23 protein-coding genes, 1 other RNA gene and 1 pseudogene are annotated in these 20,832 nt (G+C 71.6%); 14 read left to right on the top strand and 11 right to left on the bottom strand.

Annotated elements, in window-relative coordinates:
• Positions 1–22: 22 nt before the first annotated feature.
• Positions 23–677: pseudogene (locus H288_RS0104000) on the top strand (helix-turn-helix domain-containing protein).
• Positions 678–703: 26 nt separating this feature from the next.
• On the opposite strand, the gene mepA reads toward H288_RS0104000, so the two are convergent.
• The gene (gene mepA / locus H288_RS0103995) at positions 704–1,624 is read right to left on the bottom strand and encodes a penicillin-insensitive murein endopeptidase (protein ID WP_020091303.1); all 921 of its coding nucleotides are present in this window, start codon (positions 1,622–1,624) and stop codon (positions 704–706) included.
• A gap of 120 nt (positions 1,625–1,744) precedes the next feature.
• Between mepA and H288_RS0103990 the strand changes: the two genes are divergently transcribed.
• The gene (locus H288_RS0103990; protein ID WP_020091302.1) at positions 1,745–2,161 is read left to right on the top strand and encodes a PRC-barrel domain-containing protein; all 417 of its coding nucleotides are present in this window, start codon (positions 1,745–1,747) and stop codon (positions 2,159–2,161) included.
• Positions 2,162–2,186: 25 nt separating this feature from the next.
• On the opposite strand, the gene H288_RS0103985 is transcribed toward H288_RS0103990, so the two are convergent.
• The 4 genes from H288_RS0103985 to fumC form a co-directional block, all read right to left on the bottom strand.
• The gene (locus H288_RS0103985) at positions 2,187–2,813 is read right to left on the bottom strand and encodes a ParB-like protein (RefSeq protein ID WP_020091301.1); all 627 of its coding nucleotides are present in this window, start codon (positions 2,811–2,813) and stop codon (positions 2,187–2,189) included.
• 82 nt (positions 2,814–2,895) lie between these two features.
• Positions 2,896–3,120, bottom strand: coding sequence for a ribbon-helix-helix domain-containing protein (locus H288_RS0103980; RefSeq protein ID WP_020091300.1), 225 nt, complete (start codon positions 3,118–3,120; stop codon positions 2,896–2,898).
• 137 nt (positions 3,121–3,257) lie between these two features.
• Complete coding sequence (locus tag H288_RS0103975) at positions 3,258–3,455, bottom strand: DUF4169 family protein (protein WP_020091299.1); 198 nt, start codon at positions 3,453–3,455, stop codon at positions 3,258–3,260.
• A 62-nt stretch (positions 3,456–3,517) separates the two neighbouring features.
• Positions 3,518–4,927: a class II fumarate hydratase gene (fumC, locus tag H288_RS0103970; protein ID WP_020091298.1), complete on the bottom strand. Its 1,410-nt coding sequence runs from the start codon at positions 4,925–4,927 to the stop codon at positions 3,518–3,520.
• Positions 4,928–5,049: 122 nt separating this feature from the next.
• On the opposite strand from fumC, the gene H288_RS0103965 reads away from it, so the two are divergent.
• Positions 5,050–6,444, top strand: a complete 1,395-nt coding sequence (locus H288_RS0103965; RefSeq protein WP_026604646.1) for a cytochrome P450 — start codon at positions 5,050–5,052, stop codon at positions 6,442–6,444.
• On the opposite strand, the gene H288_RS36215 is transcribed toward H288_RS0103965, so the two are convergent.
• From H288_RS36215 to ssrA, 4 genes are all read right to left on the bottom strand, one after another.
• Positions 6,441–6,575 carry a hypothetical protein gene (locus H288_RS36215; RefSeq protein ID WP_020091296.1) on the bottom strand — a complete coding sequence of 45 codons (135 nt, stop codon included), beginning with the start codon at positions 6,573–6,575 and terminating at the stop codon, positions 6,441–6,443. The two genes, H288_RS0103965 and H288_RS36215, sit on opposite strands and share 4 nt — an antisense overlap.
• A gap of 4 nt (positions 6,576–6,579) precedes the next feature.
• Complete coding sequence (locus H288_RS0103955; RefSeq protein ID WP_020091295.1) at positions 6,580–6,840, bottom strand: hypothetical protein; 261 nt, start codon at positions 6,838–6,840, stop codon at positions 6,580–6,582.
• A gap of 40 nt (positions 6,841–6,880) precedes the next feature.
• On the bottom strand, positions 6,881–7,507 hold the full coding sequence (locus tag H288_RS0103950; RefSeq protein WP_020091294.1) for an SspB family protein: 627 nt from the start codon (positions 7,505–7,507) through the stop codon (positions 6,881–6,883).
• Positions 7,508–7,571: 64 nt separating this feature from the next.
• Positions 7,572–7,953: a transfer-messenger RNA gene (gene ssrA, locus H288_RS33775) on the bottom strand.
• Between ssrA and H288_RS0103945 the strand changes: the two genes are divergently transcribed.
• The 7 genes from H288_RS0103945 (at position 7,945) to H288_RS0103915 (ending at position 14,987) form a co-directional block, all read left to right on the top strand.
• On the top strand, positions 7,945–8,802 hold the full coding sequence (locus H288_RS0103945) for a type II CAAX endopeptidase family protein (RefSeq protein WP_043711994.1): 858 nt from the start codon (positions 7,945–7,947) through the stop codon (positions 8,800–8,802). The two genes, ssrA and H288_RS0103945, sit on opposite strands and share 9 nt — an antisense overlap.
• Before the next feature lie 146 nt (positions 8,803–8,948).
• Positions 8,949–9,743 carry a thymidylate synthase gene (locus H288_RS0103940; protein WP_020091292.1) on the top strand — a complete coding sequence of 265 codons (795 nt, stop codon included), beginning with the start codon at positions 8,949–8,951 and terminating at the stop codon, positions 9,741–9,743.
• Positions 9,740–10,228, top strand: coding sequence for a dihydrofolate reductase (locus H288_RS0103935; RefSeq protein WP_020091291.1), 489 nt, complete (start codon positions 9,740–9,742; stop codon positions 10,226–10,228). The genes H288_RS0103940 and H288_RS0103935 overlap by 4 nt, the downstream gene beginning before the upstream one ends.
• Before the next feature lie 282 nt (positions 10,229–10,510).
• Positions 10,511–11,701 carry an FtsH protease activity modulator HflK gene (hflK, locus tag H288_RS0103930; protein ID WP_020091290.1) on the top strand — a complete coding sequence of 397 codons (1,191 nt, stop codon included), beginning with the start codon at positions 10,511–10,513 and terminating at the stop codon, positions 11,699–11,701.
• Positions 11,698–12,675: a protease modulator HflC gene (locus tag H288_RS0103925; protein WP_020091289.1), complete on the top strand. Its 978-nt coding sequence runs from the start codon at positions 11,698–11,700 to the stop codon at positions 12,673–12,675. Before hflK ends, H288_RS0103925 begins: the two co-directional genes overlap by 4 nt.
• Before the next feature lie 113 nt (positions 12,676–12,788).
• Entirely contained in the window at positions 12,789–14,339 is a 1,551-nt protein-coding gene (locus H288_RS0103920) for a DegQ family serine endoprotease (RefSeq protein WP_020091288.1), read from the top strand.
• A gap of 141 nt (positions 14,340–14,480) precedes the next feature.
• Entirely contained in the window at positions 14,481–14,987 is a 507-nt protein-coding gene (locus H288_RS0103915; protein ID WP_020091287.1) for a coiled-coil domain-containing protein, read from the top strand.
• Positions 14,988–14,990: 3 nt separating this feature from the next.
• On the opposite strand, the gene serB is transcribed toward H288_RS0103915, so the two are convergent.
• Positions 14,991–15,884 carry a phosphoserine phosphatase SerB gene (serB, locus tag H288_RS0103910; RefSeq protein WP_020091286.1) on the bottom strand — a complete coding sequence of 298 codons (894 nt, stop codon included), beginning with the start codon at positions 15,882–15,884 and terminating at the stop codon, positions 14,991–14,993.
• 14 nt (positions 15,885–15,898) lie between these two features.
• Here serB and miaA point away from each other — a divergent pair, with 14 nt between their 5' ends.
• Positions 15,899–16,825 (top strand): tRNA (adenosine(37)-N6)-dimethylallyltransferase MiaA, encoded by a 927-nt coding sequence (gene miaA / locus H288_RS0103905; protein WP_020091285.1) that lies wholly within the window; start codon positions 15,899–15,901, stop codon positions 16,823–16,825.
• A 133-nt stretch (positions 16,826–16,958) separates the two neighbouring features.
• Here miaA and H288_RS0103900 read toward each other — a convergent pair whose 3' ends face one another.
• The gene (locus H288_RS0103900; RefSeq protein ID WP_020091284.1) at positions 16,959–17,828 is read right to left on the bottom strand and encodes an NAD(P)-dependent oxidoreductase; all 870 of its coding nucleotides are present in this window, start codon (positions 17,826–17,828) and stop codon (positions 16,959–16,961) included.
• A 289-nt stretch (positions 17,829–18,117) separates the two neighbouring features.
• Here H288_RS0103900 and H288_RS0103895 point away from each other — a divergent pair, with 289 nt between their 5' ends.
• The 3 genes from H288_RS0103895 (at position 18,118) to H288_RS0103885 (ending at position 20,773) form a co-directional block, all read left to right on the top strand.
• Complete coding sequence (locus H288_RS0103895) at positions 18,118–20,178, top strand: carbon starvation CstA family protein (RefSeq protein ID WP_020091283.1); 2,061 nt, start codon at positions 18,118–18,120, stop codon at positions 20,176–20,178.
• An 8-nt stretch (positions 20,179–20,186) separates the two neighbouring features.
• Positions 20,187–20,408 carry a YbdD/YjiX family protein gene (locus tag H288_RS0103890; protein ID WP_020091282.1) on the top strand — a complete coding sequence of 74 codons (222 nt, stop codon included), beginning with the start codon at positions 20,187–20,189 and terminating at the stop codon, positions 20,406–20,408.
• Positions 20,409–20,572: 164 nt separating this feature from the next.
• Positions 20,573–20,773, top strand: a complete 201-nt coding sequence (locus H288_RS0103885; RefSeq protein WP_020091281.1) for a DUF3606 domain-containing protein — start codon at positions 20,573–20,575, stop codon at positions 20,771–20,773.
• Positions 20,774–20,832 lie beyond the last annotated feature (59 nt).

Genomic DNA, 20,832 nt, shown 5'->3' with positions numbered 1-20,832 from the left:
TGGATGTGGTATGAGGCGGCGCATGTCAACGCCTCCCGACCGCCGGTCCCGCAAGCGCCTCGCCACCCGGCAGGCCATCTCCGACGCCGCCACGCGGCTGTTCCTGGAGCGCGGCTTCGACGCCGTGACGGTGGATGAGATCGCGGCGGCTGCCGATGTCGGCCGGATGACCGTGTTCAACCATTTCCCCCCGCAAGGAGGACATGTTCTACGACCGCGACGAGGAGGGGCGCGCACTCCTGCGCGAGACCCTGCGGCAGCGCGATCCCCGGGTCGCGCCGGTCGAGACGCTCCGCCAGCTGGCGCACCGGCTGGTGACGGGCCGGAACCCGGTCGTGGAATTCTCGGCGCGCAGCGGCGCCTTCGTCGCGACGGCGGCCGGGAGCGAGACGCTCAAGGCCCGGGCCCGGGCGATCCGGGACGAACTCGCGGGCGTGGTGCGGGTCGCGCTCGCCGAATCCATCGGGCGCGGGCCGGAGGATCCCGACGCCGACCTGGCGGCCGGCCTGTTGCTGGCGACCTGGAGCGTGGCCTTCCTCCGGGCGCACCGGACCTTCCGGGCGACGCGGCGGACGGAGGCGGCGAATGCCGCCTTCCTGGCGGTCATCGACCGGGGGACGGCCGGCCTCGCGGCGGCGCTGGCCGGCACGCCCTACGCGGAGGCGGCCGCGCCCTGAGCGGCGACCATCCCCGGGGGCCCGGCCTACGGCGCCTTCAGCACCGCCCGGCAGGCGGCGGGCAGCGCCGCCATGGTCATGGCGGGCTTGGCCTTCGGCGGCGTCTTCGGGGGCTTCGGGTGGAGCACCGCGTCCGAGAACCAGTAGCTGAGGTCGTCGCAGCCGTCGCCCGGCGGCGGCGCGCCCTGGGGCTGGCAATCCTCCTGGCCGGCCGGGCAGGAAAGCCGGATATGGTAGTGGTAATTGTGCCCGTACATCGGGCGGACCTTGGACATCCAGCGGCTGCCCGCGGCGTCGCGGCAGAGGGCCTTCTTGATCGCCGCGTTGACGAAGATGCGCTCCACCTCCGGCTGCTCGGCGGTGATCTTGATCAGCTGCAGGTGCGTGGGCGTCCAGACCTGGGGATCGATGTCGAGGCGGTCGCGGCGGACCATGTCGGTGGCCGAGGTCTCCTCGCGCTCCGCCCGGCTCATGCGGTGGTCGGGCATCGGCGTCAGCCAGACGTCGGCGTCGATGCCGATCTGGTGCGAGGCGTGGCCGGTGATCATCGGGCCGCCGCGGGGCTGGGCCATGTCGCCCACGAGGAGGCCGGGCCAGCCGACCCGGGCGGCCTTCTGCGACAGCCGCTCGATGAAGTCGACGAGGTAGGGCGTGCCCCACATCCGGTTGCGGGACGGGCGCATGACCTGCCAGTTCGGCCCGTCGAGCGGCAGCGCCTCGCCGCCGGCGAAGCAGCCCTTGGCGTAGAAGCCGTAGATGTGGGCCGGACCGGAGGACGCCTTGGTGACCCGCCCGAACAGCGCCTTGGCGGGCGTCGAGGGCGCGTCCGGATGCTCCAGGGGCGGCAGCGGCTTCGGATTGACGCTGCCGCGATCCTGGGCCTGCGCGGCGGCGGGCAGGAGCAGGGCGGCGAGCGCGAGGCTCTGGGCGAAACGCGGCATCGGCATGCGGGGGCTGTTCGTCCGGCTGGAGAGGGCGGGCGCGGGCGCCCGCCGGAACGTGGCCCAGGGGCGGGGCGTTTTTCGGGCAGACGGCGCGCGTCGCGCGGAAACGGTCGGGAGGCGGCGATGACGGCCACGGGAACGGGAACGGACACCGGTCAGCCCGGCACGGCGAACCCGGCCGGCCGGGAGCCCCGCCGCCTGATCGCCAGCGATCGGGTCATCGGGACGGATGTCCGCCGGCCCGACGGGACACGGGTCGGACGGATCGAGCGGCTGATGCTCGACAAGGTCTCGGGTCGGGTCGCCTACGCGGTGATGAGCTTCGGCGGGTTCCTGGGCCTCGGCGAGGACTTCTACACGCTGCCCTGGTCGGTGCTGCGGTTCGAGCCGCAGCAGGACGCCTACGTGGTCGACATCACCGAGGCGCAGCTGCGCGCCGCCCCGGCCCGCACCCCCGAGGGCACCGATCCGGCCGCGGACGGCGCCTGGGAGGAGCAGATCCACCGCTACTACGACGCGGCGCCCTACTGGGGCATCTAGGCGGCGCCGCGACCGTCTGCGGGTCTCAGCGGACGTGGCGCGTGACCGGCCCGCACCAGCCGGGCAGGTAGTCGGCGTCCTTGGACTTGGCCAGCGACATCGCCCGCTCCAGGGCCGAGGAGAAGTCGTTCTCGATCCGCTTCTCCTTGATGTTCCGCCGCAGGAAGTCGGCCCAGAGAAACTCGCTGAACGGCGTCGTGTCCTTCGCGAAGCCGCCGGCCCGGCGCAACTCGCCGGCGAGGCTGCGATACGGGTCGTCCACCAGGGCGTCGACGGATTTCGGGATGTCGTCGAAGTGCTGGCGCACGCCGTCGGCGTCGTAGGGGTGGGTCCAGGATTTGTGGTCGCAGACCGTCCAGAACGCGTCCTTGTCGAGGTAGTGCAGGTCGGCCACCACGGTGACGAGCACGTTCTCGACGCCCTCCTCGTGCAGGGCGCGGGAGAGGTGGTGGTGATCGATGATGTAGTGGCGCTTCTTCGGCCCGAGCAGCGTCGGGATCATGTGGGCGCCGAGGAATTCCTTCTTCTTCTCGCCGTCGTACTCCCGCCAGCGCCGCCGCTTCTCCGCCACTTCCCGGTAGCCCACGGTCATCTGCGTCGGGCGCAGCTCCGCGATCGGGATGGTCTTGAGCAGCGGCTCTCTACTGGCCATGGGGTCTCCTTCGTGCGTGGATTTGTCACGCGATCGTCAGACACCTATTCAGGATCGGGAGAGCGGCCAGGGCGCGCGGCGCTCACGTTTCCGGCATCGCGCGGACGGCCTCCAGCACGAACACGCGGATCGCCGAGGACAGGTTCTGGCCGTCGCGGCCGGCGTCGATGTGCCCGATGAGGGCCTGGACCGACTGGCCCCGCGCCTCCGCGATCGCCCGCAGGGCCGCCCAGAACGGGTCCTCCAGGGACACGCTGGTCCGGTGGCCGGCGATCATCACGGAGCGCTTGGTGATGCCCGGGCTCATGGCGAGGCGGCTGCGCGTCCCGTCCTCGCGAGCGGAGCGAAGCGATCCAGGGCAGCGCGACCCTGGTCGGCGTGGCGCGACTGGATCGCTTCGCTCCGCTCGCGAGGACGGTGGGGCTGCTGCATCCGGATCTGCTCTCAGTCCGCCGGATCGGGCTCGCCCCGCTCCAGGCGGTGGCCCTCGTGCCGCTCGGTCTCCAGGGCCTTGCGGCGCTGCTGGAGGGTCCTGGCCTTCTTCGGCCGCCCGAAGGCGATCCGGTTGGCCTCGGCCTTCGTGTCGGCCTCGGCGCGGGCCTTCGCCTTGCGGACCTGACGCAGGTTGATGATCTCGGCCATGGATCGCCTCCCGGCAATGGCGGCCGGCGCAGGACACCCGCGCCGGCCAAATACCCAAGAAACTAATCGGCGCTGGGGGCCAGCATGGTCTCCGGCCGGACCACGCGCTCGAACTCCGCCTCGGTCACGTAGCCGAGGCGCAGGGCCTCCTCCTTGAGGGTCGTGCCGTTCTTGTGCGCGGTCTTGGCGATCTCGGCGGCCTTGTCGTAGCCGATCGAGGGGGCGAGCGCGGTGACCAGCATGAGCGACCGGCTCATCAGGTCGGCGATCTTGTCCTCGTTGGCCTTGATGCCGACGACGCAGTTGTCGGTGAAGCTCACCGCCGCGTCGGCGAGCAGGCGGATCGACTGCAGCACAGCGTTGGCGATCACCGGCTTGAACACGTTGAGCTCGAAATTGCCCTGGGAGCCGGCGAAGCTCACCGTGGTGCCGTTGCCGATCACCTGGGCGCAGACCATCGTCAGGGCCTCGCACTGGGTCGGGTTGACCTTGCCGGGCATGATCGACGAGCCGGGCTCGTTCTCGGGGAGCGACAGCTCGCCGAGGCCGGAGCGCGGGCCCGAGCCGAGGAAGCGGATGTCCTGGGCGATCTTGAACAGGCCGGCGGCGAGCGCCGAGAGGGCGCCCTGCGTGAACACCAGGGCGTCGTGGGTCGCGAGCGCCTCGAACTTGTTCTCGGCCGACGTGAAGGGCAGGCCGGTCAGCTCGGCGACCTTGGCGGCGAAGCGCTCGGCGAATTCCGGATGGGCGTTGAGGCCGGTGCCGACCGCCGTGCCGCCCTGGGCGAGCGCCAGCACCCCCGGCAGGGTCGCGGCGACCCGCGAGCCGCCGAGGGCGACCTGCGCGACGTAGCCGGAGAATTCCTGGCCGAGGGAGACCGGCGTCGCGTCCTGCAGGTGGGTGCGCCCGATCTTGACGATCGCGTCGAAGGCCTTGGCCTTGGCGTCGAGGGCGGCGTGGAGGTGGGAGAGCGCCGGCAGCAGGCGGCCCTGGATCTCGCGGGCCACCGCGATGTGCATGGCGGTGGGGAAGGTGTCGTTGGACGACTGGCCGCGGTTGCAGTGGTCGTTCGGGTGGACCGGCGACTTGCCGCCGCGCTGGCCGCCCAGGCGCTCGTTGGCGAGGCTGGCGATCACCTCGTTGGCGTTCATGTTCGACTGCGTGCCCGAGCCGGTCTGGTAGATGACGAGCGGGAACTCGTCGTCGTAGCGGCCCTCGACCACCTCGGCGGCCGAGGCCGCGATGGCGTCGGCGAGCTTCGGGTCGAGGGCGCCGAGATCCTTGTTCACCAGGGCGGCGGCCTGCTTCACGACGCCGAGGGCGTGGACGAGCGGCGCCGGCATCCGGTCGGTGCCGATCTTGAAGTTCTGGATCGAGCGCTGCGTCTGTGCGCCCCAGTAGCGGTGGGCCGGGACCTCGATCGGACCGAAGGTGTCGGACTCGGTGCGGGTGGCGGTCTCGGTGGGCGACATCGTGGCCTCTACGTCTGGTGCAGTGCGGTGCCTACTTAAATGAGGCGCGGGTGAATCGCGATGCCGGTTTTCCCCGGCGCGCCGACAAGGGCGGGGCTCTGTTCCCGCCGGACAAGGAGCCGATGAGCGCCACGATCGATCTCTCCGAACCGATGGCCGGCACCCGGTTCCGCCCCGTCGTGCCGCCGCCGCTGAAGGAGCCGCTCGGCCTGTTCGAGTTCCTGCGGGCGGCGCGCAAGAACCCGATCACCACCTGGATGGACGCGCATTTCAAGCTGCCGGTCGTGGCGGCCGAGGGCGCGATGGGCCGGATCACCCTGGTGAGCGACCCGGCGCTGATCCGCTACCTGCTCATCGAGAACCCCGACGGTTACCGCAAGGACGACCTCCAGCGCCGCGTGCTGGCCCCGGGGCTCGGCAACGGCCTGCTCAGCGCCGAGGGCGACGAGTGGCGGCTCCAGCGCCGGACGCTGGCGCCGATCTTCAACGCCCGCACGGTCCAGGGCTTCTCCGACGCGATGAACGCCGCCGGGGCGCGGCTCGGCCGCCGCCTCGTCCGCCGCGACGGCAAGCGGGTCGATGTCGCCCTGGAGATGACCCGCGTCACCCTCGACGTGCTGGAGCGGACGATCTTCACGCAAGGGCTGCCGAGCGATCCCGACGCGCTGGGCCGCGCGATCACGCGCTTCCTCGAGGCCGTCGGGCCGATCGACCCCCTCGACGTGTTCGGCGTGCCCGATTTCGTGCCGCGGATCGGCCGGTTGCGGGCGCGCCCGGCGGGGCGCTTCTTCGCCGAGGTGGTCGACGAACTGATCGCCCGGCGCAAGGCGCTGATGACGGGGGGCGAGGCGCCGCGGGACCTGCTGACGCTGCTGCTCGCCGCGCAGGATCCCGAGACCGGCAACGGGCTCTCGGACCTCGCCGTGAAGGCCAACATCGTCACCTTCATCGCCGCCGGCCACGAGACCACGGCCAACTCCCTGACCTGGGCGCTCTACTGCCTGTCGCAGGATCCCGCCGCGCAGGCGCGGGTCGAGGCCGAGGTCGACGCGGCCGGGCCGGGGGATTTCGCCGTCGAGCGCCTGCCCTTCACCCGGGCGGTGATCGAGGAGGCGATGCGGCTGTTCCCGCCGGTCCCGTTCCTCAGCCGGCAGGCGGTCCGCGACGACCGGCTCGGCCGGATCAAGGTGCCGCGGGGCTCGCTGGTGATGGTGGCGCCCTGGGTGCTCCACCGCCACCAGCTGCTCTGGGACGACCCGGAGGCCTTCGTGCCGGAGCGGTTCCTGCCCGAGAACCGGGACGCGATCCCGCGCTTCGCCTACCTGCCGTTCGGGGCGGGGCCGCGGGTCTGCATCGGCCAGAGCTTCTCGATCCAGGAGGCGGTGATCGTGCTGGCCCACGTGGTCCGGGCGGTGCGCTTCCGGCTGCCGGCGGATCACCCCGCGGTCACGCCGCTCCACCGGGTGACGCTCCGGCCGGAGCACGGCTTGCGCATGGAGGCGGCGGCGCGGGACTAGTCGCCCCGCCGCGCCTTGAGCCTGCGCGTGTTGCGGTCGTAGATCCGGCTCGCGATCCAGACACCGACGAAGATCGTCGCCGACATGGCGAGGGCCAGCGCGAGGATCTGGTTGGCATAAGCTTGGGTCATGCGATCAATCCTCCGGACGCAGGAATCTGATCATGAGCTGACCCATGAGATGTAGGACGATCGCCGCGATCAGCAAAGTCCAGCCGCCATCGGCGACCAGATCGAGATGCCGCTGCGCGAGGGGATTGATGACCGCGATGCCGATCGTCGCGATGGCCGACGAGTTCAGCAGGGTCGCGGCTAGCTTGAGACCCTCGTTGAAGCGCTTGGCGCGATGCTTCCGCTCACTCGCCGACAGCATCGGCTGCGCGACCGTGTCGTCCACCGCTTGAACCCCCCGGCCGTCGAGTCGGCCAGGGGCGATCTCAGCTCTTCTTGCGGAAGGCGTCCAGGCTCACGACCTCGGCGCTGCCCTCCTCGCCCTCCTTCTTGGCGGCGGGGCGGGGGGCCTTGTCGTCGGTCTTGCCGGCGTCCTTCTCGCCCGGGGCAGCGGGCGCGGGCAGCCCCTTCGGCGCGCCCGCGCCGATCGTCGCGAGACCGGCGCTCTTGGGCCGCACCTCGCCGGGTTCCGAGCCGGCGCCGCGGGGACCGGGCTTGGCCGGGGCGGCGTTCGCCTCCTCGGGGGTCTCGCCGGCCTCGCTGAGGTCGAACTTCAGGCCGAACTGCACGGAGGGGTCGAAGAAGCCCGACAGGGCGTCGAACGGCACCAGCAGGCGCTCCGGCACGCCCGAGAAGGACAGCCCGACCTCGAAGGCGTGCTCGGTGACGTTGAGGTCCCAGAACTGGTGCTGCAGGACGATCGTCATGTCCTGCGGGTACTTCTCGCGCAGGGCCTGCGACATCCGCACGCCGGGGGCCTCCGTCCGGAACGAGACGTAGAAATGGTGCTCGCCCATCAGCCCCTCGCGGGCCGCGTCGGTCAGGACCTTGCGCACCACGCCGCGCAGGGCGTCCTGTACCAGGAGGTCGTAGCGGATCAGGTCGTCTGCCATCTGCGGTCGCGCTCTCGCCCGGTCTGCCCGGCGCCCCGCCGCGGATGGCCGGACCGAGGACTGAAGTGGAGGCTTCTGTTGCCAGGCGCCTCCGAACCCCGCCTATGCGGAGCTACCCGCTAGGACTTCAGGTCGATATTGGGGGCCGCTTACGCGGCCACCGCCACCGGAGCAAAGTTGTCGTTGGCAACTATTGCAAAGGCCCGATAACGGCGGAACCATGCCGAGCGAAAGCTCAACCTTTACGCCCTCGTCGATCCTATTTCGCCCCCGCCGAAGCCCCGGTTCCGATCACGCCCCTTGCGGCAGCATGTCCTGGGCTCGGGTGGAGGCGCCGGGTACCGCCCCCGGGTCCGATAGGTTTATTGCGAAGAACGTTTATCGCCATAGCCGGCCTCGCGACCGGCTCCCGAGATATAGAGGGGATCGGTCCGGTTTTGAAGCCCGATCGTGTCGCGCCGCCGCCTCATTTGGAGCCTCCGGGGGAGGCTGTTGCCGGAAGTGCGCAGTCGCGCGCCGCCGTCCCCGACGCGCGGGGCCCGCTCGAGCGCGCCTGGGGCGCGACGTGGCGGCTCGGCGCCCTGGTCGCCCTCGTGGTCGTCTATCTCGGCGCGGCGAGCCTCCTGTCCCTCGCCTCGGTGCGCGTCGGCTTCGACCTCTGGAGCGGGATCGACCCGTTCCTGCCCCCCGAGCGGCGCCCGTTCCTGGGCGCGGTGGAACTCGCCCACCGGGCCTTCGCGATCGACGCCCTGCGCCAAGTCTACCTCGCCGCCCTGGTGCTCGGCGGCGCGTGGTGGCACGACCGGACCGGTTGGCGCCGCCGCCTCGCCCTCGACCGCGAGCGGCCGAACGGCATGCGGCCGGTCGCGCTGCTGGGCCTCCTCCTCGTGTGGCCGGTGCTGCACATCGCCTGGGTCACCGGCACGGCGGAGCTGTTCGGCGCGAGCTTCGGCCAGCACGTGCGGCTGTCGCCGTTCATGAGCCAGGCGGCGGTCGCGGCCTGGCTCGCCTATCTGGCGATCCTGGCGCCGGTGGCCGAGGAGCTGCTGCTGCGCGGCGAGGCCTTCGCCCGCGCCCGGGCGGCCGTCGGACCCGCGGGGGCGATCCTGGTCACCGCGCTCATCTTCGCCGCCGCTCACATCTCGTCCTGGGGGCTCGCCCGGCCGGTCTCGCTGCTGCCCCTCGCCCTGGCGCTGGGCTGGCTGCGCTGGCGCACCGGCCGGCTCTGGCCCGGCATCGCCCTGCACGGCTGGTCGAACCTCGCCCTGGTGACCTACCTGCTCTGGCCGGTCTGAGGGCCGGTCTGGGGCCTGTCCGAGGCCGGCCTGGCCGACAGGGGCGCCGCGCGCAGGCCTGCGCCGGAGCGGCTCCCGCGCGACGGCGGTGGACATATGGCGGCGGCGCGCTTGCCGGCCGGCGCGCCGGCGCGCAGGAATGGGCGATGGACGCTTATCACGACCTGCTCCGGCGCATCCTCGACGCGGGCGTCGCCAAGGACGACCGCACCGGCACCGGCACGCTCTCGGTGTTCGGCCACCAGATGCGCTTCGACCTGTCGGCGGGCTTCCCGCTGGTCACCACGAAGCGGCTGCACCTGCGCTCGATCATCCACGAGCTGCTCTGGTTCCTGGCGGGCGACACCAACGTGGCGGCGCTGAAGGCGAACGGCGTGACGATCTGGGACGAGTGGGCGGACGAGCGCGGCGATCTCGGCCCGGTCTACGGCAAGCAGTGGCGCTCCTGGGAGAAGCCCGGCGGCGGCACGGTCGACCAGATCGCCTGGGTGCTCGACGAGATCCGGCGCAACCCCGATTCCCGCCGCCTGATCGTGTCGGCCTGGAACCCGGCCGACCTCGACCGGATGGCCCTCGCGCCCTGCCACTGCCTGTTCCAGTTCTACGTCAGCGAGGGGCGGCTCTCCTGCCAGCTCTACCAGCGCTCGGCGGACGCCTTCCTGGGCGTGCCGTTCAACATCGCGAGCTACGCGCTCCTGACCCACATGATCGCTCAGGTGGCCGGCCTCGGGGTCGGCGACTTCGTCCACACCTTCGGCGACGCGCACCTCTACAGGAACCACTTGGAGCAGACCCGCACCCTCCTGGCCCGGGAGCCGCGCCCGCTGCCGCACCTGCGGCTCAACCCGGAGGTGCGCGACCTCTTCGCCTTCCGGTTCGAGGACATCGCCATCGAGAACTACGACCCGCATCCCGCCATCGCGGCCCCGGTGGCGGTATGAGCCCGATCGTTTCCCTGGTCGCCGCCGTCGCCCGCAACGGCGTGATCGGCCGCGACAACGGGCTCGCCTGGCATCTCTCCAGCGATCTCAAGCGCTTCAAGGCCCTGACCATGGGCAAGCCGATGCTGATGGGCCGGCGCACCTGGGATTCGATCGGCCGGCCCCTGCCGGGGCGCCGCACCCTGGTGCTGACCCGGGACACGGGCTTCCGCGCCGAGGGGGTCGAGACCGTCCACGACTGGGACTCCGCGCTGGCCGCCGCCGGGGCGGAGCTGATGGTGGTCGGCGGCGCCGAGATCTACGCGCTCGCGCTCCCGCACGCCGACCGGCTCCACCTCACCGAGGTCGAGGCCGAGCCCGCCGGCGACGTGCGATTCCCCGCCTTCGACCGCGCCCGCTTCCGGGAGACGTTCCGCGAGGCGCACCCGGCGGGCCCGCGGGACGAGCACGCCTTCGCCTTCGTCGACTGGGAGCGCGCACGCTGAGGCGCGCCGCCGCATTTGCGTTCCGCGCCGCGCATGCCCACCTGCCAGCCTTGACAGCACGGGGCGTGCGCCCGCAGGTGCCTGTCGGGTGCGCGCGCTCACGCCGGGCCTGCACATCCTGCGGGAAGATGCGCGTGCGGGCCCTCGAGGCCTCCAGCCGGGAGCGGTCGCGGTGCGATCGGTCCGGATGGTCGGGACTAGGCGGGCGAGCGTGGCCGTTCAGGCAGGGGGCGCCGGTCGGGACGTGGGCCGGGCGCGGACAGGCAGGAGACGACGGCTAGGATGCCTTGGAGCAATCAGAGCGGCGGCGGGGGGCCCTGGGGCCGGCCCGGCGGTAACGGCGGTGGTCCCTGGGGTGGCGGCAGCGGCGGCGGCGGTGGCAAGACGCCGCCGAACCTCGAGGACCTGCTCCGGCGCGGGCAGGACCGCCTGCGCGGTCTGATCCCGGGCGGCGGTGGCGGTTCGGGCGGCGGTTACGGCGGCGGCTCGACCGGCGTCGGCGGCGGCCGCAGCGCGGCGGTGATCGCCGTCCTGGCCGTCGCCATCTGGCTCGCGACCGGCTTCTACACCGTCTACCCCCGTCAGGTCGGCATCGAGACCATCTTCGGCCGCTACGTCGGCACCAAGGGCGAGGGCCTGCGCTACAACTTCCCCTATCCGATCGGCGGGGTGGTGAAGCCGGATGTCGGCTCCCAGAACTCGATCCAGATCGGCTTCCGCGCCGGCCCGAACGGGCAGGGCCGCAACCGCGACGTGCCGGACGAGAGCCTGATGCTCACCGGCGACGAGAACATCGTCGATCTCGACTTCGAGGTGCAGTGGCGGGTCAACCCGCTGAAGGCCTCCGACTTCGTGTTCAACCTCCAGAATCCGGAGGGCACCATCAAGGCGATCTCCGAGAGCGCGATGCGCGAGGTGATCGGCCGCCGCAACATCCAGGCGATCCTCACCAACGAGCAGTCGAGCATCGCCCAGGAGGTGAAGGAGATGGTCCAGAAGGCGCTCGACGAGTACGGCGCCGGCGTGCGCATCGAGGTGGTGCAGCTCGTCTCGGTCAACCCGCCGCCGGAAGTGCGCCCCGCCTTCATCGACGTGAACGCGGCCCAGCAGGACGCCGACACGGCGCAGAACGAGGCCAAGACCTACGCCAGCCGCGAGGTGCCTCAGGCCCGCGGTAAGGCGTCCCAGATCGTCCAGCAGGCCGAGGCCTACCGGACGAAGGCGACCGCCGACGCCACCGGCCAGGCCGCGCGCTTCAGCGAGGTCTACGCCTCCTACAAGGCCGCCCCGGCGATCAGCCGCGAGCGGATCTTCCTGGAGACGATGGAGAAGGTCCTGGGCTCCGTGAACAAGGTGATCATCGACCAGAACGGGACGCAGTCCGGCGGTGCCACCGCGGCCGGCGTGCTGCCGGTGCTGCCGCTCTCCGAGTTCGGCGCCCGCGCCCAGACCCAGACGGGAGCTGCCCGATGAAACAGGCTCTCCGCACCGGCCTGATCGTGGTCGCGGCCATCGTCGCGATCGGCCTCTACGCCTCGATCTTCACCGTCGGCCAGATGCAGCAGGCGCTCGTCCTGCAGTTCGGCCGCGTCCGGGCCGTCCTCAACGCCACCGGCGAGGACAAGCCCGGCCTGTACTTCAAGATCCCGTTCATGGAGAACGTGGTCGTCTTCGACAAGCGCGTGCTCGACCTCGACCTGCCGGTCCAGACGGTGCTCACCGCCGACCGGCAGAACCTGGAGGTGGACGCCTTCGCCCGCTACCGGATCGTCGATCCGCTGCGCTTCTACCAAGCGGTGGGCAATATCGGGCTGGCCAACCAGCGGCTCGCGAGCTTCACCAATTCCGGCCTGCGCAACGTGCTCGCCCGCTCGACCCGCGACGCGATCGTGAAGACCGATCGCGGGCAGCTGATGCACCAGATCCAGGAGGACGTGAACCGGCAGGCCAAGGCGCTCGGCATCGAGATCGTCGACCTGCGCATGACCCGCGTCGACCTGCCCGCGCAGAACTCGGCCGCCGTCTACCGGCGGATGAAGACCGAGCGCGAGCGCGAGGCCGCCGACATCCGCGCCAACGGTGACCAGATCGCCGCCACGATCCGCGCCAAGGCCGACCGCGAGGTCACGGTCATCCTGGCCGAGGCGACGCAGAAATCCGAGCAGCTGCGTGGACAGGGTGACGCGGACAAGAACCGCATCCTCGCGGACGCGTTCGGGAAGGACGCGGATTTCTTCAGCTTCTACCGCTCGATGCAGGCCTACGAGAGCGGGCTGAAGGGATCCGATACCCGCCTAGTGATCAGCCCGAACACGGACTTCTTCCGCTTCTTCAGCGATCCGCAGGGCCGGGCACCCGCCCCGGCCGCCCGCGGGCCGCGCGGGCCGGCCGATCCGAGCGCCACCACGGGCTCGACGACCGGCTCCACGGCGGGGACGGCGCGCTGAGGGGGCCCGTTGGCGCCCCGGCGCCCGGGGATTACCGTGCAGGACAACCCGCGGGCGATCGACCATCGGTCGAGGCCCGCGGGACCGGAAACGCGTTCTTGAAGAGGTCGACCATGCACCCCGTCGCGAGCGCTCCCGAGGCGCCGTTCGACCGCGCCCCGGCGCGGCCCCGCTCCCGCGCCCGCGCGGTGATGGCCTCGATCCTGATCGGCGCCTCGGTCACCGTCTCCGTGGCCGCGACCGCCCTGCCGGTGCCGGCCTTCGCCAAGGGGCCGGCCTCCCTCGCCGATCTCGCCGAGCAGGTCACCGACGCGGTGGTGAACATCTCCGCGTCCACCACCGTCGAGGCCCGCGCCGGCCGTGCCGGGCCGCAGGTGCCCCCGGGCACCCCGTTCGAGGACCTGTTCGAGGAGTTCTTCAACCGGCGCGGCGGCCGCGGCGGCGGCGGCGGCGACAGCGACGGGCCGCGTCAGCAGCGCAAGTCGAACTCCCTCGGCTCCGGCTTCATCATCGACTCCGCCGGCCTCGTGGTTACGAACAACCACGTCATCGGCGACGCCAACGACATCCAGGTCATCCTGCACGACGGCACGAAGCTGAAGGCCGAGATCGTCGGCAAGGATTCGAAGATCGACCTCGCCGTCCTGCGGGTGAAGCCCCCGGCCGACCGCACGCTGAAGGCCGTGCCGTTCGGCGATTCCGACAAGATGCGGCCGGGTGACTGGGTCATCGCCATCGGCAACCCGTTCGGGCTCGGCGGCTCGGTCTCGGCCGGCATCGTCTCGGCGCGGGGCCGGAACATCGAGTCCGGACCCTACGACAATTACATCCAGACCGACGCGGCCATCAACAAGGGCAATTCCGGCGGCCCGCTGTTCAACATGGACGGCGAGGTGATCGGCATCAACACGGCGATCCTGTCGCCGACCGGCGGCTCGGTGGGCATCGGCTTCGCGGTCCCGTCGGGCACGGCCAAGCCCGTGATCGACCAGCTCCGCGACTTCGGCGAGGTCCGCCGCGGCTGGCTCGGCGTGCGCATCCAGAACGTCGACGACACCACCGCCGAGGCGCTCAACCTCAAGGGCGGCGCGCGGGGCGCCCTGGTGGCCGGCGTCGATGAGAAGGGACCGGCCAAGACCGCCGGGATCGAGGTCGGCGACGTGATCCTGAAGTTCAACGGCGCGCCGGTGAAGGCCTCGGGCGACCTGCCGCGCATCGTCGCCTCGACGCCGGTGGGCCAGAAGGTCGACGTGGTCGTCATGCGCAAGGGCGAGGAGGTGACGAAGCCCGTCACCCTCGGCCGCCTGGAGGACGGCGACAAGCCGCAGCTCGCTAACCTGCGCCAGCCGGAGCCCGAGAGCGCGACGCGGCAGGCGCTGGGCCTCAACCTCTCCGGCATGACCGACGAGCTGCGCAAGAAGTACTCCATCAAGGACACCGTGAAGGGCGTGGTCGTCACCCGGGTCGACCCGAACTCGACCGCCGCCGACAAGCGGATCCAGCCCGGCGAGGTGATCGTCGAGGTCGGCCAGGAGTCGGTCAGCACCCCCGCGGAGGTGACCAAGCGGATCGACGCCCTCAAGAAGGATGGGCGCAAGTCGGTGCTGCTGCTGGTGGCGGGCGCCACCGGCGACGTGCGCTTCGTGGCCGTCGGCCTCGACTGAGCGGCCTCATCCGCGTTGCCGAGGGCCGTCGCTCCGCGGGGAGCGGCGGCCCTCGCGCGTTCAGGGGTCCCACATTGACGCTGCGCCGCGGCACGGCACACTGGTGCCGCGAGTCGGTGCGGCTCGGGCGAGTTCGGACCCATGACGGCCGTAGCGTTCGACACCCTGAAATTCGCCCGCGCCCTGCGGGAGAAGGCGAAGCTGTCGCCCGAGCAGGCGGAGGGCCTGGCCGACGCGCTGGTGGACGTCTTCGACGGGAATCTTGCAACCAAAGCCGACATTCGCGACGTGCAGGCCGAACTGCAGATCGTCCGCGGCGATATCGAAGCCCTCAAGATACAGACCCGCGGCGACATCGAGGCACTGCGACTCACGACCCAGGCGGATATCGAGGGGCTTCGCATCTCGACCAAGGCGGATTCTGACAGTCTTCGTCAGTCGACCAAGTCGGATATCGAAGCCCTCCGCCTATCCACAAAAGCCGACATCGACAGTCTGCGCCTTGAGACCAAGGCCGACATCGAGGCCGTGAAGGGCGCGATCGCCTCCGCGAAGGTCGAGACGGTGCGCTGGCTCGTCGGCGCGATCGGCTTTCAGACGCTCGCCGTGCTCGGCGCGGTCATCACCCTGACCCGCACCCTCCACTGAGCCTCACCCCACGAACTCCGCCGCCGCGTAGCCCTGCAGGTACAGGAGCGCGGTGAGGTCGCCGTGCTCGACCCGGACCCGCGCCGCGGCCGCGACCGCGGGCTTGGCCCGGAACGCCACCCCGAGGCCGGCCTCGCCCAGCATGTCGAGGTCGTTGGCGCCGTCGCCGACCGCGAGGGTCTCGGCGGCGCCGAGGCCCAGCTGCCCGCGCAGCGCGATCAGCGTCGCGCGCTTCTCGGCCTTCCCGACGATCGGGTCCTCCACCAGGCCGGTGAGCCGCCCGTCCGCCACGCCCAGCACGTTGGACCGGTGCTCGTCGAAGCCGATCATCGCGGCGATCGGGCCGGTGAACAGCGTGAAGCCTCCGGAGACCAGGCAGGTATGGGCGCCGTGCGCCCGCATCGTCCGCACCAGCGTGCCGCCGCCCGGGGTCAGAGTCAGGTGCTCGGCGATCAGCCCGTCGACCGCGCCGACCGGGATGTCCTTCAGGAGCGCGACGCGCTCGCGCAGGGCCGGCTCGAAGGCGATCTCGCCCCGCATTGCCCGCTCGGTGATCGCCGCCACGTGGTCCTTGAGGCCGAGCGTCCCGGCGAGCTCGTCGATGCATTCCTGCTCGATCATGGTGGAATCCATGTCGGCCAGGAACAGGCGCTTGCGCCTGTGCGCGTCGGCGGGCAGCACCGCGAGGTCGATCGGCTCGCCGGCCAGCGCCGCCCGCAGCCGCTCCGTGAGGGACGCCGCGGCCGCGGGCTCGCCCGGCACCAGCAGCTCGGCCGCCACCTCGCCGTGCAGGATCCGGGGCTGGTGCTCCGTCCGCAGCACGGCGCGCGTCTCGGCCAGCACCGCGTCGGTGATGGACGGCCGATCCGGGTTTGCTATCAGGACCGCGACCAGCATCGTGGAGTTTCGCCTTGCCGCCAGACCGGGAGGAGGCCGGGGCGCGCCCGGCCGCGGTCCTCATCGCAGGGCCCACCGCGTCGGGCAAGTCGGCGCTGGCCGCCCGGCTGGCGGAGCGTCACGGCGGCGTGGTGATCAACACCGATTCCATGCAGGTCTACGCGGACCTGCGCCGCCTGACCGCGCGGCCCGACCCGGACGAGGAGGCGCGCGTGCCCCACCGGCTCTACGGCCACGTCGACGGCGCCGTGAACTACTCCGCGGGGCACTTCTCGCGGGACGCGGCGGCGCTGCTGGCGACGCTCGGCGGGCGCCTGCCGGTCTTCGTCGGCGGCACCGGCCTGTACTTCCGGGCGCTGGAGCAGGGCTTCTCGGAGCTGCCGCCGGTGCCCGACGTCGTGCGGCAGCAGGTGCGGGACGCGGCCGAGGGCCGCCCGACCGAGGCGTTGCACGCCGAGCTCGGCCGGCACGATCCCGAGGGGGCCGCCCGCCTGCGGCCGAGCGACCGGATGCGGGTGATGCGCGCCCTGGAGATTTTTCTCGCGACCGGCCGCCCGATCGCGAGCTTCTACGGCGACCCGGTGCCGGGTCCGCTCGCCGGATGGAAACTCCAAAAAATCTTCCTGGCACCCGACCGCGCGGTGCTGCGGGCCCGGATCGACGCCCGCTTCCGGACCATGATCGCCGAGGGGGCGCTGGACGAGGTCGCCCGCCTGCGCGCGCGCGATCTCGACCCGATGCTGCCGGTGATGCGCGCCCACGGGGTGCCGGGCCTGATCGCCCACCTCGACGGGGCGATGAGCCTCGAAGCGGCGATCGTCCGGGGGCAGGCGGACACGCGGGCCTACGCCAAGCGCCAGGTCACGTGGTTCCGCCACCAGATGGGGGAGGCGTGGCGCTGGGTGGATCCGGAGGCGGCGGAGGTCGAGGCGCTGTTCTGAGGTGAGCGCCCGACCCGCCGGGCGAGCCCGGCGCGCCCGGCGCCGCGGCCGGTGCGGCCCCCTCTCGCGCGGGAGAGAGGGCCTGTCGCGTCCGTCTTGCCCGCGGTCCTCGGGCTCCGAAGGCTGAGAGCCCTCAGCGCTCCAGCCGCGCCACGAGGCTCGACGTGTCCCAGCGGTTGCCGCCCATGGCCTGCACCTCGGCGTAGAACTGGTCGACGAGGGCCGAGACCGGCAGCTTGGCGCCGTTGCGGCGGGCCTCGTCGAGCAGGATGCCGAGATCCTTGCGCATCCAGTCGACCGCGAAGCCGAAGTCGAACTTGCCCGCATTCATGGTCTTGCCGCGGTTCTCCATCTGCCAGGAGCCGGCGGCGCCCTTGGAGATCACGTCGAGCACCGCCTCGACGTCGAGGCCGGCGCGCTTGGCGAAGTGGACGCCCTCCGACAGGCCCTGGACGAGGCCGGCGATGCAGATCTGGTTGACCATCTTGGTGAGCTGGCCGGCGCCGGCCGGGCCCATCAGCCGGCAGGCGCGGGCGAAGGACCCGATCGCGCCCTCGACCTTGGCGTAGGTCGCCGCGTCGCCGCCGCACATCACGGTGAGCACGCCGTTCTCGGCGCCCGCCTGGCCGCCGGAGACCGGCGCGTCGATGAAGCCGAGCCCCTTGGCCTCGGCCGCCGCGGCGAGCTCCCGGGCGACCTCGGCGGAGGCCGTGGTGTGATCGACGAACACCGCGCCGGGCTTCATGCCGGCGAGCGCCCCGTCGTCGCCCAGCACGACGCTGCGCAGGTCGTCGTCGTTGCCCACGCAGGCGAACACGATCTCGGCGCCCTCGGCGGCCTGCCGGGGCGTGGGCGCGTGGGCGCCGCCGTAGGTCTTCACCCAGGCCTCGGCCTTCGGGGTGGTGCGGTTGTAGACGGTGACGTCGTGGCCACCCTTCTTGGCGAGGTGTCCGGCCATCGGGCCGCCCATCACGCCGAGACCCAGGAATGCGACCTTCGCCATTGTCGTGCGCTCCTCGCGGGCCCGACCGCGCCGGCGCCCTTCCATCTCCGACGGCGGGCGGCGACGGAGCTCGGCAGCCGGGCCGTGAAGGGGGTCGGGGCCGTGCCGGGGGACCCGATGTGACAGATTGGGCGTCGTGCCGCCGCCGACGCTGCATCACAGCTCGGATCGCTTGCGTCAACGGCGGACCAATAGGATAACCCGCCCGTGTAGCCCGGGACCACGAAGTCCCAGCCGGAGCCCCCCGCGCGTGGCCCCGCGCGCGAGGCGTTCGGTCAGGGAGTGGGACATGGGTTCGGCGATCGGCAGGCACGGGCCCTGGGCCCTCGTGGGGGCGCTCGGCGCCGCGGCGCTGGCGATCGTGGCGAGCCAGCGCGGCGAGACGATCAACGCCCTCTGGATCGTGGTCGCGGCGGTCTGCGTCTACCTCATCGCCTACCGCTACTATTCCCAGTTCATCGCCGACAAGGTGATGCGGCTCGACCCGAAGCGCGCGACCCCCGCGGTGCGCCACAACGACGGGCTCGACTACGTGCCCACCAACCGCGGCGTCCTGTTCGGCCACCACTTCGCGGCGATCGCGGGCGCGGGCCCGCTGGTCGGCCCGGTGCTCGCCGCCCAGATGGGCTACCTGCCCGGCATGCTGTGGATCCTGGCCGGCGTGGTCCTCGCGGGCGCCGTGCAGGACTTCATGGTCCTGTTCGTGTCGATGCGCCGGGACGGCCGCTCGCTCGGCGAGCTGATCCGGGCCGAGCTCGGCACCGTGCCGGGCATCATCGCCCTGTTCGGCACCTTCCTGATCATGGTGATCCTGCTCGCCGTGCTGGCGCTGATCGTCGTCAAGGCGCTGGCCGAGAGCCCCTGGGGCACCTTCACGGTGATGTCGACGATCCCGATCGCCATGCTGATGGGCGTCTATTCCCGCTACATCCGCCCGGGCAAGATCGGCGAGGTCTCGATCCTCGGCTTCGTCCTGCTGATGCTCGCCATCGTCGCCGGCGGCTCGGTGGCGGCGAGCCCGGTCTGGGGGCCGGCCTTCACCTTCACGGGCCCGCAGCTCTGCTGGATGCTGATCGGCTACGGCTTCGTGGCGTCGATCCTGCCGGTCTGGCTGCTGCTGGCCCCGCGCGACTACCTGTCGACCTTCCTCAAGATCGGCACCATCGTGGGCCTCGCGCTCGGCATCGCCTTCGTGGCGCCGCACATGCAGATGCCGGCGGTCACCAAGTTCGTGGATGGCACCGGCCCGGTCTGGGCGGGCAGCCTGTTCCCGTTCCTGTTCATCACCATCGCCTGCGGCGCGGTCTCGGGCTTCCACGCCCTGATCTCGTCGGGCACCACCCCGAAGCTGATCGCCAGCGAGTCCGACGCCCGCTTCATCGGCTACGGCGGCATGCTGATGGAATCCTTCGTGGCGATCATGGCGCTGGTCTCGGCCTGCGTGATCGACCCGGGCGTCTACTTCACCATGAACTCGCCCGCGGCCCTCGTCGGCACGACGCCCGAGACCGCCGCCGCCGCGGTGACCAAGCTCGGCTTCGCCACGACGCCGGAGGTCATCACCCAGACCGCCGCCGACGTCGGCGAGCACACGATCATCTCGCGGGCCGGCGGCGCGCCGACCCTCGCGGTCGGCATGGCCCACATCATCTCGTCCGCCATCGGCGGCAAGGCGATGATGGCCTTCTGGTACCACTTCGCGATCCTGTTCGAGGCGCTGTTCATCCTCACGGCGGTGGACGCGGGCACCCGCGCCTGCCGGTTCATGGTGCAGGATCTCGTCGCCTTGGCGATCCCGTCGTTCAAGAACACCACGTCGTGGGGGCCGAGCATCGCGGCGACCGCCATCTCGGTGGGGGCCTGGGGCTACTTCCTTTACCAGGGCGTGACCGACCCGCTGGGCGGCATCAACACCCTGTGGCCGCTCTTCGGCATCTCGAACCAGATGCTGGCCGCGGTGGCGCTGACCCTCTGCACGGTGGTGATCTTCAAGATGAAGCGCGAGCGCTACGCGTTCGTGACCATCATCCCCACCGCGTGGCTGTGCATCTGCACCCTCACGGCCGGCTGGCAGAAGATCTTCTCGGCCGACCCGAAGATCGGCTTCCTGGCCCACGCCGAGCGCTACGCGGCCGCCGCCGCCGAGGGCAAGATCCTGGCACCGGCCAAGAACGCCGACCAGATGAGCCAGATCATCCTCAACGACCGGATCGACGCGGTGCTGGCGGCCCTGTTCATCGGCCTCGTCGTCGCCATCGCGGGCTTCGGCATCGCCGCCTGCGTGAAGGCGTGGCGCGCGGACCGCTGGACCGCGCTGGAGACCGAGCCGCACATGGTCCCGGCGGAGTAGGAGGTCCCATGCTGCCGTCGTCGAACCTGCGGGACCGGATCCGGACGCTGTCCAAGTGCGTCTGCGACGGCGCCCGCCTGATGGTCGGGCAGGGGGACTACGCGGCCTATGCCGAGCATGTCCGCCGCACCCATCCCGACCAGGCGCCGATGAGCGAGGTGGAGTTCTTCCGCAACCGGGAGAACGCCCGCTTCGGGGTCGGCAACACCGCGGGCTTCCGCTGCTGCTGACAGGCGGCCGGTGAGCTTGGTCGTCCTTGCTTCGCTGCGCGCGCGATGACGGCGGCGTGTCCTCGCCGCGGACCGGGCCCCGCTCGCTGCGCGGACCCGATCGGGCCCGGCCGGCGTTCTCCACGCCGGAGGGCCGCCCGGCCCTCGCCAGATGCGGAAGGCCGATGACCGACCAGAGCGTGCAGGACCCGATCGAGCCCCGGGCCGTCAACATCGCCCATGCCTGGGAGCGGGCCTACTGGGCGCGCCGGTTCATGGTCCCGGTGGAGCAGGTCGAGGCCGCCGTGGCGGCGGTCGGCGACGATCCGGCCCGCGTGGCCGCCCATCTCGGGCGGGACTGGCCGGGCCACGAGCCCGCCACCTGATCCCGCCGCGCGAGGACTAGTCCTCCGCGATCCCGGGCTTAAGCTCGGCCGCATCTTGA

It is taken from the genome of Methylobacterium sp. 285MFTsu5.1 (assembly GCF_000383455.1).
Taxonomy (GTDB): domain Bacteria; phylum Pseudomonadota; class Alphaproteobacteria; order Rhizobiales; family Beijerinckiaceae; genus Methylobacterium.
This window is presented reverse-complemented; position numbering and strand designations above follow the sequence as displayed.